The sequence below is a fragment of the Paenibacillus sp. BJ-4 genome (genome assembly GCF_020404765.1).
Classification (GTDB): domain Bacteria; phylum Bacillota; class Bacilli; order Paenibacillales; family Paenibacillaceae; genus Paenibacillus.
The window spans coordinates 1-18,801 of the sequence record NZ_JAIVEM010000170.1; the positions used below are offsets into that span (position 1 = coordinate 1).

An 18,801-nucleotide genomic window follows, 5' to 3' on the forward strand; every position below is an offset into this window, starting at 1 on the left:
CGGAGGGGTTCCACACGTACCCATCCCGAACACGACCGTTAAGCCCTCCAGCGCCGATGGTACTTGGACCGCAGGGTCCTGGGAGAGTAGGACGTTGCCAAGCACGACAAAAAAAGCACATCCTTAATGGGTTGTGCTTTTTTTGTCTTTTTCGGAATCGAGGCGGTGTTAGAAATGCGGTTTCATTTACGCACTTTCTTTATTAAATACACAGCCAGATATGCTAGTGCTAATAATCCTGTGCTTATAAAGCTAACAACTAAACCACTTACTTCTACTTTTCCAATAAGTAAATATATAGCGAAGAGTCCCGTTAAAAATGTAAGGATCAATTTCAATATAAAGTTTTTCAAAATTGACAACAGTGCAGGTAGATGTGCCCGTTCAAGTGACCCAGAGAAGAATATTGGTACCTATTCGTTTTGTTTCGGAGAACTTTGGCTACAAGGCAAACTATGAAAAGCTTCGGGCAGCTATATCGTTGCCAGTAATGGTCTGGCTGATAATGCATCCAGTGTTGGCCAAAAACCAAGTTATAATTACGTCGAATGGGTAACTGATATTACGATGGGTAATGACAGGGATGAGAATATCAAGACTTTATATAAAGATGAGAAAGGTCAACGGAAAGATTTCACTGTAAAAGCTCAATCCTATAAAGATATTATCCAACCTATTCTTAATGAGAAAAGAAAACAATAGCTTATTCTGATTGATCTGTTTAAGGACGCCCTGGGCAGTAGGGACGTCTCTTTATTTGCCTGTGGATTTTGGCTTCTTTGAAGCCGCTAAAGCTTAATTTAGTCTGGAACGCTGACAAGAAGACGGTGACTGTCAATGCTCCTGGGGTGAAAGAAAAGCTTGTACTTACGATTGTCAAAAAGAAGCTTCATATGGAGAAAAAACACTTACAGGTGTACTTTGAAAATAATGTTATACTGAAATTGAGCACGGCAAATGACCATCCAACGCAGTGATGGAAGGCTTTTAGTCCTGCTTACAGTATCATAACTTTACTTGTTATACGGGATCTCGTCCCAACCAGCCTCAAACAATGGTTCTACAAGTAGGGGGTGAACAGTTTAGCTGACGGGGTTTCAATGCCTCACGGGCAGGATAGTTAAAACAAGGTTAATGGATATGTTCATGATACGATTTAGTTAATTAGAGAAGCAGTTAATTACGAGAGGAGCTTCATAAATGCTAAAAAACGGAAAAGTTATCGTAACGGGTGCGGCTTCTGGAATCGGAAAAGAAATTGTCAAACAATGCTTACATAAAGGCGCTTCAGTAATTGCGTGCGATATTAATAAAGATTCCATACACGATTTAAAACGGTCAATGGATCACCACCATTTTCTACATACATATCAGTTAGATGTAAGTAAATATGAACAGGTCGCTAAATTTTTCGGATATATAGAAACTGAACATTCCGACGTAGATGGTTTAGTTAATAATGCAGGGATTTATTTGGCGAAAAATATACTGGACTATGAAGCAGATGAAATTGATAAAGTCCTAGATATAAATGTAAAGGGGTATATTTATTTCTCCCAAATGTTCAGTAAGATATTGTTGGAAAGCCAACGTAAGGGAGTGATCGTGAATATGTCTTCAGTGTCAGGTATAGAAGGTAGTTCGGATGCTATTTATGGGTTATCAAAAGCTGCCATACTGGGCTTAAGTAAAAGCTGTGCAATAAATTTCTCACCATACATTCGAGTGAACGCTGTTGCTCCTACGATGGTTAAAACTCCAATGATGGATGCAATTCCTGATTGGAGAAAAAAGGAGTATTTAAGTCACCATCTGATCAATACACCTGTATTACCTGAAGATGTCGCTGATACGGTTACCTTCTTATTATCTGATAAATCGAAGCATTATACAGGTGCAACATTCGATATTAATAATGGAGGATATCTAAGGTAGCTTCTAGTTCGTGTTCAACTAGCGGGAGGCTCCATGCTACTCACTCCGTTAACAGAGCGCCTACGCCGGGGGAAAGCGTCCCGGCCAAGGGGCTCTACATCCTGGCGCTCGCTTAACTCAACCCACGGAGCGTAAGGGCTGTGGGCCAAATCAAAGAAGACATACATACATACATCATGAACGCTACGCTGACGCTGCGCTAATCATCATGTATGCCTGCAAAGAGCAAAGAGCGGCACGATGATTCCGCTGCTCTCCATCATCGTGCTTAAGAATGGGACGCTGAGTGCAACAGTTTCGGGCAAAGGAAACTTAAGACCCGTATAAATCAGACGATAGCAAAGCTTTATGTTCAGTTTTAGTTGCTCTGCACATGAAATTGGAATACTAAAAAATAGTTTGCAGATTTGAACTTGGTGAACCTACGATTCTTGCAATTGCCCTGACTCCCGGCGACGCCGGCTCATGAACACCAAGGACAAAGCAATTACCGTGAGGATAATCCCAAGCATCCGAAATCCCTCGAAGCTGAACTTACCTCCCATAACGATGCCTATCAACAATGAGGAGAGAATGGTTCCCAAGTATCTTGATGTATTAAATAATCCGGATGCTACACCGATTATTTCTTTCGGTGAACTTTTGAACAAGGCCGCTTGCATACCGACATTGTTCAACCCGTTACTAATTCCGAAGGCAGCTAAAGCCAAGCACACACTAATCACCGGCGAAGTTTGATTCAATGTCACGATCCACACTGACCCCAATGTCATTAACATTGCGGACACTAACAGTGCCGGCCTGGGTCCCGATTTATCGATCCATCGTCCTGCCAATGGAGAAGCAACGAGTGAGCACAAGCCTAAACTTAACATAAGAATCCCTGTATGGAATTCGCTGACATGACGCACCATTTGCAAGTAGGAAGGAAGCCCGAAAAAGAGCGAGTAAAAAAGAACGTTTACGAGCATGAATTCGACATTGACCCAAGTCATCGCAGGATATTTGGCGAATGTGCGTAAAGGAATAAAGGGTGACGTCATTTTTAACTCATGTCGTACGAAAGCTAAAAGTAGCATGAGGCCTATCAGTCCGACAATGATACTTAATAATGAGACATGCCCGGATGATTTTGCTGACAGTAATCCAACGAGCAGGGCAACCAGACCCACTGTGAAAAGCAGGATGCCTGACGCGTCAATCATATTAATCCATTTACGAAAGGACATGTTGCTTGAAACGGATATTGGCGGTTCGTCCTTAGGGATCGTCCTCCAAGCTAATAGAATGCTCACCACCACAAATGGAATATTGACGAAAAAGATAGCATGCCAACCCCACCAATGAATCAAGACCCCGCCAATAAAGGGTCCAATTGCTGCTGCTCCAGACAGGAATATGGACAAAACAGATAGCGCAGTCGCTTGCTTCTCCGTAATATGAATTCGTACAATGGCCATTCCAACCGCAACTATCATGCTTGTTCCGATGGATTGCACAATACGGAACACGATGAGCCACCCAAAGTTGGGTGATAGTGGAGCTAATAATGAGGCAAAGAAGGCTACCAAAAGCCCGGTGATAAATAACTTCTTGCGACCGAATAAATCACTGGCCTTTCCCATGACTGGTTGAGCGATAGCACTCGCAATGTAGAAAGAAAAAATAATCCAAGAAACTACTGTAAAGTCGAGTTGGAACACATTTTGCAACCTTGGAATAGCAACAGAAACCATCGAAGAATTTAATGGGTTCAAGAGTATCCCCAGTCCAACGGAAATCATCAACCACCAGCTACGGGCATTCATTTTTGAGTTCCCCCCAAAGTGTTTTAATGATATCGTACTTGAAATAAGGTATTTACTCCAACGCATTTCATGTTATGATTTCATTGACTTGAGGGAATGGATGGGAGGATAGGAAATGGAACTTCTTCAATTGCAATATTTTATCGCGGTAGCTCGATTGGAACATGTGACCGAAGCTGCACGAAGTCTGCATGTTACTCAATCGTCACTGAGCAAAACGATTCAACGCCTGGAGGAGGATCTGGGGGTCCCTCTATTCGATCGAACAGGGAGGAAACTGCGATTGAATGAGTTCGGAAGCAGATTCCTTCGCCGTGCGGAAAGAGCTTTGTTTGAATTGGAACAGGGGAAGCAGGAGATTAGGGATCTATCTATTCTGGAACATAGCACACTCGAATTGGCGGTGACCACTGCAAGCACGTTGCCTAATATCCTTCGAGAGTTTCGGAAAAAGATGCCTAATATCCATTTTCATGTACAAATGCTTACCACGCAGGAAATGGTTACGCTTCTTCATAGAGGAGAGGTCGATTTCTGCTTGTCCTCACCTCCGATAGAAGGGGATGATATTGAATGTCAAATCGTGTGCATCGACCCGATTCTTGTCGCTGTTCCAAAGGGGCATCGCCTGGCAAACCGAAAAAGCATATCCTTGATAGAACTAAGGGATGAATGGTTTGTCGGTGTAAAAAGAGGCTACGGTACTCGCGATTTAGTGGACTCTGTATGCAAATCGGTTGGATTTGCACCCCAATATGTGTATGAGGGAGATGAACCTGCAAGGCTAAGCGCTCTTGTGGAAGCAGAAATTGGCATAGCTTTCATACCAAGCACGGCAAGGAATTCGCGAGAATATATCCAATATATCCCAGTGGAGAATCGCGAATTGGTAAGGGAAATCGCTTTATTATGGCACAAGAGTCGGTACATTTCGCGGGCTGCTCTGGAATTCCGTGAGGTAGTTGTAGAATATTTCGGGGCGATATCCAAACAGACAATTTAATCGTGAGGGGCTGCAATGTTGTGTCAAAGTGAAGAAACGTAAACCAATAGGAAAGTCTGCATGTAAAGCAGAGCATCTATTAAAGCGTCAATTTCAAGCCGATACACCAACGCAAAAACTTGTCATAAATATCTATATCTGTCGTTAAGTCAATTTCAGAGACTGGCCGCAATAATACATCGTTAGGCCATCGATAATATAGCAAATTAGATTAATGATAACGGTTATTTGCCCTTACCATTCTCCTATTTTTTCATATGATGCTAGTGAACTCTAAAGGAATGGAGTGAATAGGAATGGCAATTAGTCCGCTTTGTAAACAGTTTGCCGCTATATTAAAGGCAACACCTCAAATCATTAATGGAGTTTGCACGGCATCTACGGTCAGAAATAACATCAAGCCGACTATTTTGGGGAAAAAGACCAGATCCTTTCTTGCAATCCCCCAAGCTTTTTCTTTCGAAAGTATTGGCCGTAACGGAAAAGGATTATGTCTTGGCGAAACCGTGATTTTGACTGCAGAAATTAATCCGTTTATCTCTCGACTCCGTAAACATGGCGTCAAAGTGACGGCACTGCACAATCACTGGCTATTCGCTAACCCCAATCTTTGGTACATTCATTTCGAAAAAGTAGAAAAGCCGCTTGTTTTCGCCACAGGAGTGCGTGACGCACTTAATGTCTTGACAACAAAGCCCGTACGGCCGGTCATTGTAAAAAAATAAGCAATCAATAAATGTGAGAGATCCGCTTTGGCGGATCTTTTTTTGTTATGGGCGGCACATGGGACAAAACAGAGTAATATTCTACATTCCACCGTCTTTGATAGCCAATCCGTGTCATAACGATTCTCTCCTATCGTATTAAATCCTTTTATATGCTCTGAATAAAATTGTTTCCCTTTCTTTGCTAGAGACAACTCAATTAGGAAGACTTCGTGGAGCCTCTATGAACAATGCATGTCTCGAGATGAACGGTCTCATTCCGTCGATCCGGCTGCTCCAATCGAGCCAACAAGGACTCAACAACGCGTGTACCGAGTCCGTACGGATAAGTATGTACGGTCGTGAGCGGAGGATCGATAATCTCGGCATTGGCAATATCGTCAAAACCTGTTACTTCAATTTGTCCAGGAACATCGATGTGCAGCTCCTTTAGGGCACGAATAACCGCAATTCCAATATCATCGTTGGCACAAACAAACGCTGTCGGAAGCTTTGGCAGCTGCTTCAACTGTTCAAGCATCCACGCAACGGATAGATAAGGATTGCTGTCCTCAAGCGTGATGCTGAACGTCTCTCCAGATGAAGCGCGATGCATCCGGAGGGCTCGATCGTAACCAAGCCAACGCTCATAGAAGCTTCGACAGTGATTGTGGTCTCCGATAAATCCGATCTCCGAATGGCCGCGTTCAATGAGAGAACGAGTAAGATTGTATGTCGTGCGGTCATTCTCCATCAAGAGGATGTCGAATTTGTGTGTAGAGTTCAACGACTCTGGCAAGAAATCGATAAACACCGTTGGAATGCCTGTGTTTAGAATAGTTTCGATATAGGCTTCTTGGAAGATCTCAATGCATACAATTCCGTTCACATTGGCCTGGTTAATGTTGGCAGGAAGTGTGCATGAATGGATATCCTCAGGATTGACAAGAGATAAGATCAGATTAAAGCCTTCAGCGCGCAGGGAGATTTCCATCCCTTTAATCGTTTCAGAGTAGAAGCTGATGGCGTTAATGTCTCCTCGTGTAAGAAGAGCAATATTGCCTCCATTCATGAAACTATAGTTTTTGTATTTCATCTCCGCTGCTTTTTGGATTACTTTCTTCTTTGTGCCCTCTGGAATTTGCGGGTGGTTATTGAGGGCTTTGGATATGGTATTTCGAGACAGCCCCATTGCATCCGCGATGTCTTGAACCGTTACTTTCTCAGCCATAATAAGCTCCTTTTTATCCTTTTTCATGAAATCTTAAATGATAAACAAGAATTTGTTCAACTGTAAACATACATGTAATTTTAGTTTGAAAATATATTCGATTCAGAGAACAAACATTTCCCTCTTATACTACACTACTCTCTGCCTTTTTTGTAGTAAGGGTTACATAAGCAAAGAATTCTATAATATATAGGATAAAGCGGTGCTCTCTTAAGAAAAGGAAGAGAGCTAGATACCTTCTAATGAGGTTAAATTTTCATTGATTTTTGTTTTTGAAAGCGCTACACTTTACATTATATAAATTATTGTTTATAACATATAATTATAAATGTAAATATAGCGAACAATTAAATGAACAAATATTTTAAAAATAAGGCTGGAGGTAATCCAAAATGAGCTTGGTATAGCCAGCTGTGATTTTGTTGAGTTTTTCTGGTAGAAGATGATTATTCGCTAAGTAGAAATGGAGGGTAATTGATGAAAAAGAAATTCAAAGCTGGACTATACATCCTCATGATGATGGCTATCATTATGACTTTATCTGGAGTTTACGCCGCTAGTCCTGATATCGGCTGGGCTGTACTGGCGGAAGGTGGCACAGGAAAATCGGAAAAGGAGGGTCTTTCTATTTTTGAAAACGCTATCAATGTAAATACAAATTTGACAGGATGGCAGGTAAAGGGAAAAGGCAAGTGGGGAGATACCGCAGAAGGGCTCCTGCTGACATCTGATCCGCAGGAGAACGTAATGGCCATCTCTGAAACGATAGCAGATGATTTCCTGTATGAAGCCGATGTTATGATCAAGGATATGCAAGCGGATGCTTCTTTGCTCTTCCGTTCTAATGAAGACGGGTTGAACTCGTATATGCTTCAAATTTCACCGCAGTCCGGTATTATCCGTTTAAAAGATGCGGTCGGTGGGACAGGTAAATTAAATGAAGCGCATCAGGTTTCTCTCAAGGCAGGGGAGATCTATCATCTCAAGGTAAAGGCTGAAGGGACCTCGCTGAAAGTTTATTGGGGAACTCAATACAAGCCTGTGATTGATATTCAAGACAGTTCATACCGCTCCGGCCGCCTTGGGGTCCACGTCTGGGATGGGTCTGCCTTGTTCCAGAACATAACCGTTAGCGATCTCAAAGGAAATTTGGGTATGGTGCTTGTAAAAAAAGGACAGTGGCAGCCTGACCTCAGCGGCCAAAAAGGAACGTCTGTAGACCAGAGCAAGGCCCAGCAAATCTATAGCAGGCAAGCTGCTGACTTTGTATATGAAGGAACAATCGCTTTCCGCTCCGATGCTGCTGCCGCTCTTGCTTTCCGCTCCTCTACCGATGGAGCCCGTGGATATGAAGCCACTCTGGTGAAGGAAGGAGAGCAGGTCCGCGTATCCCTGACGAAAGCGGATGGAACTGCAATTACAAGCTCAGAGCGATCTTACCCGAGCTTAGCGGGGGCGAAGCATTATGTGGAAGTAAAGGCGATGGGTAACCGGATTCAAATTTTCGTGGACGGTTATACTCCGCCAGCAATCGATGTAACCGATCATTCGTATTCAACAGGAAACGTCGGTCTTGTTGTGAAAAAGGGAAGCGCTTACTTCCAGAATACTTATGTCACGGAGGCTAACAGCTATTATACTGAAACCTACCGTCCTCAGTATCATTATACACCGATCCGTGGTTACGCCAGTGACCCGAACGGGCTGGTCTATTTCGAAGGTGAGTACCATCTTTTCCATCAGGATGGAGGCACATGGGCTCATGCCGTCAGCAAGGATATGCTGAACTGGAAACGTCTGCCGATTGCACTTCCGTGGAATGATTACGGGCATATCTGGTCCGGATCTGCTGTGGCCGATGTAACGAATACATCAGGCTTGTTCACGAATTCGGGCGGCAAAGGTCTGATCGCCTATTATACCTCCTATAACCCGGATGGTCCAAATGGCAACCAGCGCATTGGCCTTGCTTACAGCAAGGATCAGGGGCGTACGTGGGAATATGCCAAGGATCGTCCGATTGTGATTGAGAACCCCGGCAAGAACGGGGAGGATTCGGGGGGATGGGATTTCCGCGACCCCAAGGTGATTCGCGATGACGAGCATAGCCGCTGGGTCATGGTAGTGTCCGGTGGAGATCATATCCGGTTCTTTACATCGGCTAATTTGCTGGACTGGACATTAACCGATAATTGGGGTTATGGAGATTATATTCGTGGCGGTGTGTGGGAATGCCCTGATTTGTTCCCGCTGGTCGTGCAGGGAACGTCAGAGAAGAAGTGGGTTCTCATGATCAGTACAGGCGCGAATCCAGCAACAGGAGGTTCAGATTCAGAGTATTTTGTGGGAAGTCTGACTGCAGAGGGGAAATTCGTAAATGACAACCCGGCAGGAAAGGTGCTGAGAACGGATTTTGGCAAGGATTATTATGCATCCATGTCTTTCTCGGACATGACGGATGGGCGTAGAGTAATGTTGGCGTGGATGTCCAACTGGGATTATCCGTTCGCTTTCCCGACTTCGGGCTGGAAGGGGGAACTGACTATCCCAAGAGAGGTTACCCTGGTCATGACCCCCGACGGGCTCCGTCTCGCGCAGAGTCCGGTCAAGGAGATGGAGCATCTGGGCAGCAGGCTGCTCTCCGCGACTGACAAGATGATCAGTCCAACTTCTCCAAACCTGCTGAAGGGTCTTGTTTCTGGAGCATACGAGATTGAAGCCGAACTGGAGATTCCGGCTGGAAGTACCGTAACAGAGTTTGGTTTTAATGTACGTGAAGGTGCGAATCAGAAGACTGTGGTGGGTTATAAGCCGGGCGAAAGCAAATTGTTTGTGGACCGCTCTGCTTCCGGAGCTACGGATTTCTCCAATCTGTTTAGCACGAGACATGAAACGGGGATGATAGCGGAGAACAAGCGGATCCAGATGCGGATTTTGGTGGATGAATCCTCTGTTGAGGTTTTCGCTAATGGAGGCAAGGTGGTTTTCTCCGAGGTCATATTTCCTGATCCGGCCAGCAGGGCCATGAGCTTCTATACCCAGAGCGGTAATGTGAAGGTTGTTTCTCTGACGGTAAACAAGCTTGGATCGGTGTGGAATTCGGATAGGGATTCGGCACCACGGATTGCTATGGATACCGGTGACCGTGAACTGGGGATAGGGCAAAGCGAAATGCTGCGGGCGGCAGTGGAGAATGGGCCCGGCAACGGTGTTCACCCGCTGAAGTGGAAATCCAGCAATACCAAGGTGGTAGGCATAAAAGTCTCCGGCGCTTCTCAGGCAACCCTTATGGCCAAAAAAGAAGGCGAGTCCGTCATTACTGTATCCACCCCAAATGGAAAGGCATTCGCCAGCCTTCTTGTAAAAGTCTCCGGCGGCGAGTTTCATACCAGTCTCAGCGGCTGGACCCAAGATCTGTCAATGGCTTCATGGGTAGTCAGCGAGGATGGAATTCGTGGGAGATACTCCAGCGACGCGAATTATATGGCCCAGGAGCAGGCGGGGGATTTTACTTATGAAGCTGAACTGAAGCTTGGCACATCCGGCGGGGCTGGTTCACTTCTGTTCCGTGCAAGCGAGGATGGGCACAGCGGCTACTACCTGAATCTGGATCCTAACATGAAGTCTATTCGCCTGTTCTACAAAATAGATGGACGATTCGAAGAACGGCAGGTTCTGGCGAAGGTCCCGGCCTTCATCCAGCCAGGCCAAACCTATAAAATAAAGATTCAAGCGGAAGGCACGCATATCGTGGTGTATGCGGGAGGGCTGAAAATAATGGATCTGAAGGATGGAACCTTTGCCGAAGGTCATTTCGGACTTCATGTCTTTGGCGGCTCTGTCTCTTATCAGAATGTAAATGTGACAGAAGGAGAACCGGCCAAGTTGAAGACATCAAGCCTCGTGAACGCAGCATTCCAAAAATCCATATATACAGCCCGCCTGGCAAATGGCGAAGCAGTTAGTGTGCAGGATGCAAATGAAGCCTTGGATCAAAAATGGGTGTTTGTGCCGACCGGAGATGATGCAGGCTCCTATTCCATCCGAACGACCTCCGGACAGGCGCTGGATCTGGACGCGGAGCATAATAAAATTCAGCTCTATCCTTATCTGGGCTACCATAATCAGCGGTGGATTGTCCACAAAAATGGGGATGGTTCGGTTACCATTATCTCAGTTCATCATAATAGGGCTCTGGCCATATCCGAGGATGGTTCAAAGCTTACTTTAGAGACTGCTCCAACGGATGAAATGCGTAATAAGTGGAAAGTAAGCTTTGGTTTTTAGTTCTATCCTTCAGAAAAGCCCCTTCCGCCGTGTTTGACGTGGAGGGGCTTGGCAAAAGACGGATTTGTCTTTATGCAGCTTAAGTTACAGTCTGCTTCTGTCAGGTTAGGAAAAAAACTATTTCTTGCTGGCCAAGAAAGCGTGGAGCTGCTTTTGCTGTTCTATCGCTTCAAACCTTGATTCACCCTACGCGACGAAATGCTAACTAATTACCAAAGGGCTGGTCATTACATCATCCGACTGGACAGTCACGGGATATGCCAAAATCCTAAACAACAGCCAGGCTTCTTTTTTCAATGAAGGAATCAGAGGTGAAGCTGGTAAAGTCGAAAAATGCAAGGTAACATACTCTGGATGAACAATTGGCGTTAGGCTACCACGCTACCTTCGGAGGGAACTGTAAAGTTAAGCACAGAAACGGTATCCAAGACAGTAGATGCTACCGTTAATTTTCAAATAGCTGAGGAATTAATGCTCTCGATATTTTACTAAGTGTAAGGTCTAAAAGCTAATAGCATCTAGATGGCTTAGGCAAGTAGTGATACTATTGAGAAATAAAATGCTACACATAGTGGGAGAGCCAATGATGATTAAAAACATTATATTTGATTTAGGGAATGTACTGCTGAATTATAACCCAGAGGAATATTTAAAATTAAGAAATATTGATGCTGATAAAATTTTAGAAGTTCATGAGGAAATATTCCTAAGCAAAGAATGGCGAATGCTTGATATTGGGGCAATCACAGAAGAAGAAGCAAAAAGCATTTTAATTAACAGGAGCAGTAAAAATGGACATTTGATAGAACTGGCTTTTGAGAATTGGTACGAACTTTTTACTCTAATTGAGGAATCAGTTGATGTACTCAAAGAGCTAAAAAATGATGGTTATAAGATTTACTATTTATCTAATTTCATTTGCTTGCATTTGAAAATGTAACTGAGAAATATAATTTTTTTGAATTGTTCGATGGCGGAGTTGCTTCATATGAAGCAAATCAGGTAAAACCTGAGGAAGGAATCTATAAGAAATTAATCGACAGATATAAAATTAATCCTGAGGAATCAATTTTTATCGATGACTTACAGCACAATATTGAAGCTGCAAATAAACTTGGTTTTAATACAATACATCTAACAAACCCTAAGGATTTGAGAGAGAAATTAAGAAGATATGATTTAAACATTTAAGAATTACTTACAGGATTTTCCGCCATGTATTTTTTAAGACCTTTAAACAATGGTCTTTTTCTTAATACACAAACAGGACTGCTATGGAGTCGTTTTTCTCAATAGCGTTGCACCTCTTTTTCATCACGCCTTTATATTCACATCCTTTAAGTCGATTTACTTAAGATACTGAGGGACCAGGACCGGGACGGAAGTGAAATTACAATAAGTCATAAAATAGTCGAGTGACGAACCAATTTGTCCCTGCGCTCGACTATTTTATGCCCTTACTAAAAGCGCATTACAATATTAGCTGGTGCGCCGAACCATTAATTCCGTAGAAAACACTTCTTCGACAGGCTCGATGCGCTGCCCGTCGGACTCGATGGATTGTATCATCAACTTGGATGCAGCCTCGGCCAATTCGTTGATGGGGTGCCGAATGGTCGATAAGCTCAGCAGCTCGGAGACGGTCGGCATATCGTCGACACCCAAAAGGGCAAGGTCTTGCGGAACGGACAGGCCCAAATCTTTGCATGCCTTTAAGACCCCGATGGCGGAAATGTCGCTTAAACAAAACAACGCTTACGGCAGCTGGTTGGTGTGGGCCAGGTTTATCAAGGTATCGTAACCGAACTTCTCCGACATATCTCCTGTGATCACCGTCGTGAGTTTTCCGTTTTGCTGCAAGATCTCGCTGGCACCGTTTAGCCGGTCGTCGAATCCCGGAACGTGTCCGTGGGGATAAGTCAACATCACCAGATTGTGATACCCGCGCGATAATAAGTGATTCACCCCGATCTGGCCGCTTTGATAGTCGTTAACACGCAGCACGTGCGCTCCATAGGATAAATTGTGGCGTCCTATGGTAATGACCGGCACGTTGAGATCCATTAACTTTGGCATGAATTTTTCCGTATCCAAGGTCGCTTTAACGATGATCCCGTCGACCATCTGGATATTCATGAAGATTTCTTCAAAGTCCAACAGGATGATCTTATATCCCAGTGTCTTTAACTGCTGCTTAATAACTTTGGCAAAATGGAGGAAGTATAAGTCCTCAAAATAACCGTCGTAGGTACTGTCGGATAAAACCAGCCCAATTGTGTGCATTCTGCCAGTAATGAGGCTTTTGGCAACAGGATTCACTTGGTAACCCAACTTCGTTATTGAGAGATTGATTCTTTCCTTCGTCTCCAAGCTCATTTTCTGAAAGTTGCCGTTCAGAAAATGGGAGACCGTCGCGGGCGATACACCCGTGTCTTTTGCGACTTGAACTAAGGTAACCCTTTTCTTAGCCATTTTTATACCTCTACTTAATTTGTATTTCGGTTTCCTCTGATTAGCGAGGACGTCTTTCCAGTACGCCAGGCAGTGCGGGAAACACTTGATGCGGTTCGGACTGGTACCAATAGCATACGGAGCTCACGTCGTCACTTCTTTCAAATAACGCTTTTCCATCATGCCCGATCTGTTGAACGGTGACACGTAAATCCTCTTCAAACAAAATGGGGTCAAGTATATGCCAACGATAGAAGCCGCGCATCGGACAAGCAGCTCCATCATAAATATGCGATCTGGTGTTGTCTTTCACCTGGAAATGCGGAAAACCCATAAAGGGAGTCGAGTATGTCTGTTCCTGCACCGGGTTCCCGTTGTCGTAATTCACGAAGCCCCAAGCGCCGCCGAAATAATCCTCCGTCCCCGTTCCGCAGATGGTCGGCCAATCCCGGTCGCCGTCGAGATAAAATTTCACTTCGCCTTCGCCGTACCAGTAACGCGATAAAGAAGTCCATGCCATATAGGTGCCGACATATTTGCCTCTTCCTTTAATTCCATCAATAATCGTATAATCCTGCTTGAGCCTAGTAGGATTTTCTCTGCGGAATTGGGCGTGAAAATATTCCGTATCCTCAGGGAGTTCATCGACCAGTACGTAATCAAACTGGTAGAAGAACGCTTCGATCTCCTGGGGATGCTCATTCGTTATGGTTACTTTGGCGGCTTTTTTGAAAGGCATTGCAAAGTAACTGTTCATGCCGCCGACCGGATCCACCACGATCGGCAAGGAATTGACGATCGCTCTGGCACCGAAGCCGTTGCAGAAGAAATCGCCCAGGGGAACTTCCACGGAAGGGGTCTGTTCATCATCCCAATACATCCGCAATACCAGGTCACGCAACACGAACCAGCCGGTCTCGGTTTGGTCGGTCACGGTCATCCAGATGTGCTGGATGATACCCGGTCCTTCGATATCGACGAGCGTAGCAGTTTCACCTTGGGCCAGCGAGATAAAGGCTTTGCCTTTCCGGGCAATTCCCAAGGGACCCGTGGCTTTTCCGCCTTCTCCTTTCAGGCCTCGCGGATTTTCTGCTGTGATCGCTCTGCTTTTTCCTCTCATTTTGCCAAAAAGGTGATTCATGGATTGCATAGTTGATCTCTCCTTATCCTTTAACTGCTCCGTCAGAAACGCCGGACATCAAGTATTTGTTTAGAAATAAATAGATGATAATGATTGGGATGATGCTGATGCTGATGGCCGCAAATGTCTGCCCCCAATCCGTCGCCCCGAAGGCCCCGATGAACTCCTGAAGCCCCACCGCGATCGTTTTATATTGCTTGTCGTTCGTAAAGGTGTTGGAAAAAATAAAATCATTCCAAATGAGAACGAAATTGATCGATGCGACCGTGATCGTCGTGTTGATGGTAAGCGGAGAAATGATTTTATAGAACACCTGATAAATATTGCACCCGTCGATGACCGCAGCTTCAATCAATTCATTGGGCACGTAACTGTAAAAGCTGGTGAAGATCAAAATCGATAAAGGCAAGGCAAATCCGACTTGTGGAAGGATTAGCGCCAGATACGAGTTCAGTAGCCCGAAGTCTTTATACATAATAAACAACGGGATTAAGGTGACTTGAATCGGAATCATGATACCGACCGTAAAGAACAGCAGTAGTTTCGAATTTAACTTGAAATTCATTTTGACGAGGGCAAAGCCTGCCGTTGAGCTTAAGAAGATGATAAGTAGCAGGCAGCTGAACGTTACGATGGCTGTATTTTTGATATATAGCAGCAGATCGCTTTCCCTAAATACACTCACATAGTTGTCGAACGACCATAACGTCGGTAGCGAAAAGGGTTTTGTCGTCAGTTCGATGCTTGATTTGAAGCTGGACAACATCAGCCAAACGACCGGGTAGATCTGCACGATCAGGATCATGATGACAATAAAATAGAGCAGAAAGGACCAAGCTGTTTTTTTGGATCGCATGTTATGCTTCTCCTTTCCTGGAATTGAATATGGCTCGGATAAGAAGAACGGCAAGCAGGCTTTCAATCACGATAAATACGGCAATCGAGCTTCCATATCCGTATTGATTGGTCGAGAACGCTCTTTTGTACATATAAGTCGTGACCAACTCGGTCGTCGAACCCGGAACACCAATGATATAAGGGATATCGAAACCTCTTAGTGCACCGGTGGTGCACATGATAAGGGCCAAACTCAGCACATGCTTGATACTCGGCAATTTGATATATCGGATCAGCTGCCATCCATTTACACCGTCTATGGTTGCAGCCTCCTCGATCTCTTTCGGAATCGCGATCAGGGCCGCATAAAAAATAACCATGTACATGCCCGTAAAGCGCCAGCCTTCGGGAATGGATACTGCGATCAATGCGGTGTGGTGATTGGATAACCAGGCACTTTGCAAATGACCCAGTCCAATCCAATCCAGGAACATATTCAGCAAGCCCAGCGGCTGCAGGGAATAGAAGTTACGGAACATCTGCGCGATAGCGACGGTGACCACTACGGCTGGCAAATAATACAACGTTCTGAAAATGCCGGCTCCTTTTTTGATGTAAGAGAGCAGTAATGCGAAAAACAAACCGATAAACACCTGCATGAGTACCACGATCACGACATACACCAAGTTATTTTGCACGGAATTCCAGAAGTAGGGGTCTTTAAACATTTTGATATAGTTGCCCAGACCAATGTACCTGGCATCCTTTATTCCGTTCCAATCTTGAAAGCCGTAATTCAGCGACTGAATAATTGGGACAAAGACGGTTCCTAAATAAAATAGCAAGGCTGGCGTGATAAAAATGAACCATGCCTTTTTGTCCTTGAGTACATTCATGTTGAATCTCCCCATTTGTTTGTATTGACAGATTTAGTGAAAGGTACCCACCCGGACCCTGAATGGCCGGGTGGATGGCAACACTTGCCATTCAGGAAGATCCCAAAATACGAATAGGTGCGCTTGCAACCTGACAATAGAGCTTCATTAAAGCGGCGACATTCTTTAGGAAGCATGAGAAGGGCCAGCGAAAAAAGCGCTTCAAAAAATAATTGAAACGTTTCCAACTTAGTGTTATTATAATTTCCATAAGAGAGATGGGGGGGTTAGATGCCAAGTATTAAAGATGTAGCTAACTTAGCTGGCGTAGCTGTGGGAACTGTGTCCCGCGTTATTAACAACTCGGGCTCTGTAAAACCAGATACACGCAAAAAAGTGGAGAAAGCTATACAAGAACTGAATTATTTTCCCAATGAAGTCGCTCGAAATTTCAAGATGAGGAAATCCAAGATGGTAGCCTTGCTGCTTCCAAGTATCTGGCATCCTTTTTTCTCTGAACTGGCTTATTACATTGAGGATGAGTTGGATCGGGAAGGTTTTAAGCTTATGCTATGTAATAGCGGCGGTAAGCCTGAAAAGGAACTGTATTATCTGGATATGCTACGGCAAAACAAAGTGGCTGGTATCGTCGGCATTACTTACAATGATATAGAGAATAGCGTAAGCAATGATATTCCGATTCTAAGTATTGACAGGCACTTCAACAAAAAAATTACCTGTGTGACCTCGGATAATTATGAGGGAGGGCGTCTGGCTTTAAGGGAACTTGTTAAAGCAGGAGCCGAGAGACCGGCTTTTATGGGAAGCATAACTTCCGTTTTTAGTGAAACCATGAATCGAAGAAAAGGTTTTATTGATGAAGCGGAAAAATTAGGTGTCGACTATGTTGTATACGAGAAGCCAGACCCGATTGTGGACGACGATGCCTATTTTGGCGAATTTCTGTATAAGCATCAGGATGTGGACGGCATTTTCGCTATTACCGATATGTTAGCCGCCAAATATATAGAAAGAGTAGGTAGGCAGGGTATTCGCGTTCCAGAGGATGTAAAGGTCATTGGTTACGACGGCATTCAGGATCATTCTTATTTTCATCCGGTATTGTCTACAATCAGGCAGCCAGTGGAGGAGATGGCACGTACGACAATCAGACTGCTGTATCAAAAGATCGAAGGTAAAACTTTAGATCAGCAAGTGTATCGTCTCCCCGTTATCTTCAGGCAAGGCGAAACGACATGATTTTTATTGTAAAAATATTAGCTCATTCACTCGGATCACAGTATGGATCTGCAAACTGACTTTTTATTAAAACAAATTGGAAGCGTTTCATATGACAATCAGACTACTCTGTTAAAAGAGCCAAGGTATAAGCTTGGATCAGCAAATGCATCGTCTTCCCGTTATTTTAGGCAAGATTGTTTCTTTGATTTTGGAAAAACTTCAGCTCATTCGGTCGATTTATGGTATGGGTCACCGACTGACGTTTTTCTTATAGCAAATTGGAAACGTTTCAAAAATGAAAATATCCTTTTACAAGAAAGGGAGTGTAATGGTGAATTCAAGAATTAGCGAGTTAGATCATTCCACGATCAAGCCAAATCGCAAAATATGGAACCAGATCAAACGCGACTATGAACTGTATCTGTTTTTGCTGCCAATCATTATTATTTATCTCGTATTTAAGTACTATCCGATGTATGGAATACAAATTGCTTTTAAGGATTTTTCACCCATTCGGGGAATCTGGGGAAGCGAGTGGGTAGGCTTTAAGCACTTTATTGATTTTTTCGATTCCTATAACTTCTGGACGATCATGACCAATACGCTTACACTCAGTGTTTTATCGCTTGTGTTTAGCTTCCCAGCTCCGATTATTATAGCGATTATGCTGAATCAGATGCTGGCCAAGAGATACAAGAAAATTGTACAGACTGTAATTTATGCACCACACTTTATTTCTACCGTAGTGCTTGTCGGTATGCTTAATGTTTTTCTGTCTCCAAACAGCGGAATTGTGAATCACATCATCACCTGGTTCGGAGGAGACCCCATTATGTTTTTGGCCGACGAAGGTTGGTTCCGTCCTTTGTATATATTATCAGGGGTTTGGCAAGAGACAGGTTTTGCCACCATTATTTACCTTGCTGCTCTGGCAGGGGTCAATCCGGAATTGCATGAAGCCGCGATCATGGATGGAGCAAGCAAATGGAAGCGCGTAATGCATGTGGATATTCCAAGCATTTTGCCGACGATCGTCATCTTATTGATTCTCGCACTCGGCAACATTATGGGCATCGGTTTTGAAAAGGCTTTCCTTATGCAGAACGATTTGAATTATGCCACCTCCAATATTATTCCGACCTATGTTTACGAAATTGGGATTCAAAAGGCACAATACAGCTTTTCTACGGCAGTTGGCCTGTTTAATTCAGTTGTAAATATTATCCTGATAGTCACCGTCAACCGGATCGCCAAAAAGTTGACGGAAACCAGCCTGTGGTAAGGGGG

Annotated in this window: 16 protein-coding genes and 1 rRNA gene; 10 read left to right on the forward strand and 7 right to left on the reverse strand. The window is 44.2% G+C overall.

The window, feature by feature from the left end; translation table 11 throughout:
* The 3 genes from rrf to LCF57_RS25715 all read left to right on the forward strand — a co-directional run.
* Positions 1–103 (forward strand): 5S ribosomal RNA (rrf, locus tag LCF57_RS25705); the annotation flags it as partial.
* Positions 104–388: 285 nt separating this feature from the next.
* Positions 389–556 carry a hypothetical protein gene (locus LCF57_RS25710; protein WP_318840808.1) on the forward strand — a complete coding sequence of 56 codons (168 nt, stop codon included), beginning with the start codon at positions 389–391 and terminating at the stop codon, positions 554–556.
* 644 nt (positions 557–1,200) lie between these two features.
* A complete protein-coding gene (locus tag LCF57_RS25715) occupies positions 1,201–1,935 on the forward strand; it encodes an SDR family NAD(P)-dependent oxidoreductase (protein ID WP_226003198.1) in 735 nt (244 codons plus the stop codon).
* Positions 1,936–2,357: 422 nt separating this feature from the next.
* On the opposite strand, the gene LCF57_RS25720 is transcribed toward LCF57_RS25715, so the two are convergent.
* On the reverse strand, positions 2,358–3,743 hold the full coding sequence (locus LCF57_RS25720; RefSeq protein ID WP_226003199.1) for an MFS transporter: 1,386 nt from the start codon (positions 3,741–3,743) through the stop codon (positions 2,358–2,360).
* Positions 3,744–3,858: 115 nt separating this feature from the next.
* Between LCF57_RS25720 and LCF57_RS25725 the strand changes: the two genes are divergently transcribed.
* Both LCF57_RS25725 and LCF57_RS25730 read left to right on the forward strand, forming a co-directional pair.
* On the forward strand, positions 3,859–4,746 hold the full coding sequence (locus tag LCF57_RS25725) for a LysR family transcriptional regulator (RefSeq protein ID WP_226003200.1): 888 nt from the start codon (positions 3,859–3,861) through the stop codon (positions 4,744–4,746).
* Positions 4,747–5,042: 296 nt separating this feature from the next.
* Positions 5,043–5,471 (forward strand): DUF1259 domain-containing protein, encoded by a 429-nt coding sequence (locus LCF57_RS25730; protein ID WP_226003201.1) that lies wholly within the window; start codon positions 5,043–5,045, stop codon positions 5,469–5,471.
* Positions 5,472–5,670: 199 nt separating this feature from the next.
* Here the strand turns inward: LCF57_RS25730 and LCF57_RS25735 are convergent, their stop codons facing one another.
* Complete coding sequence (locus LCF57_RS25735; RefSeq protein ID WP_226003202.1) at positions 5,671–6,681, reverse strand: LacI family DNA-binding transcriptional regulator; 1,011 nt, start codon at positions 6,679–6,681, stop codon at positions 5,671–5,673.
* A gap of 477 nt (positions 6,682–7,158) precedes the next feature.
* Between LCF57_RS25735 and LCF57_RS25740 the strand changes: the two genes are divergently transcribed.
* The 3 genes from LCF57_RS25740 to LCF57_RS25750 all read left to right on the forward strand — a co-directional run bounded on the left by LCF57_RS25740 (position 7,159) and on the right by LCF57_RS25750 (position 12,159).
* Positions 7,159–10,968 carry a GH32 C-terminal domain-containing protein gene (locus tag LCF57_RS25740; protein ID WP_226003203.1) on the forward strand — a complete coding sequence of 1,270 codons (3,810 nt, stop codon included), beginning with the start codon at positions 7,159–7,161 and terminating at the stop codon, positions 10,966–10,968.
* 586 nt (positions 10,969–11,554) lie between these two features.
* Entirely contained in the window at positions 11,555–11,908 is a 354-nt protein-coding gene (locus tag LCF57_RS25745; RefSeq protein WP_226003204.1) for a hypothetical protein, read from the forward strand.
* Positions 11,887–12,159: an HAD-IA family hydrolase gene (locus tag LCF57_RS25750; RefSeq protein WP_226003205.1), complete on the forward strand. Its 273-nt coding sequence runs from the start codon at positions 11,887–11,889 to the stop codon at positions 12,157–12,159. Before LCF57_RS25745 ends, LCF57_RS25750 begins: the two co-directional genes overlap by 22 nt.
* A gap of 288 nt (positions 12,160–12,447) precedes the next feature.
* On the opposite strand, the gene LCF57_RS25755 is transcribed toward LCF57_RS25750, so the two are convergent.
* From LCF57_RS25755 to LCF57_RS25775, 5 genes are read right to left on the reverse strand one after another with little or no spacing between them, the layout of a single operon-like run.
* Positions 12,448–12,720, reverse strand: a complete 273-nt coding sequence (locus LCF57_RS25755) for a substrate-binding domain-containing protein (RefSeq protein ID WP_226003206.1) — start codon at positions 12,718–12,720, stop codon at positions 12,448–12,450.
* A 3-nt stretch (positions 12,721–12,723) separates the two neighbouring features.
* On the reverse strand, positions 12,724–13,440 hold the full coding sequence (locus LCF57_RS25760) for a LacI family DNA-binding transcriptional regulator (protein WP_226003207.1): 717 nt from the start codon (positions 13,438–13,440) through the stop codon (positions 12,724–12,726).
* Between the two features lie 40 nt (positions 13,441–13,480).
* Positions 13,481–14,569 (reverse strand): glycoside hydrolase family 172 protein, encoded by a 1,089-nt coding sequence (locus LCF57_RS25765; protein ID WP_226003208.1) that lies wholly within the window; start codon positions 14,567–14,569, stop codon positions 13,481–13,483.
* A gap of 13 nt (positions 14,570–14,582) precedes the next feature.
* A complete protein-coding gene (locus LCF57_RS25770; RefSeq protein WP_226003209.1) occupies positions 14,583–15,416 on the reverse strand; it encodes a carbohydrate ABC transporter permease in 834 nt (277 codons plus the stop codon).
* Position 15,417: 1 nt separating this feature from the next.
* A complete protein-coding gene (locus LCF57_RS25775; protein WP_226003210.1) occupies positions 15,418–16,293 on the reverse strand; it encodes a carbohydrate ABC transporter permease in 876 nt (291 codons plus the stop codon).
* Between the two features lie 270 nt (positions 16,294–16,563).
* Between LCF57_RS25775 and LCF57_RS25780 the strand changes: the two genes are divergently transcribed.
* Entirely contained in the window at positions 16,564–17,532 is a 969-nt protein-coding gene (locus tag LCF57_RS25780; protein WP_226003211.1) for a LacI family DNA-binding transcriptional regulator, read from the forward strand.
* 310 nt (positions 17,533–17,842) lie between these two features.
* On the forward strand, positions 17,843–18,796 hold the full coding sequence (locus LCF57_RS25785) for an ABC transporter permease (protein WP_226003212.1): 954 nt from the start codon (positions 17,843–17,845) through the stop codon (positions 18,794–18,796).
* Positions 18,797–18,801: the final 5 nt, after the last annotated feature.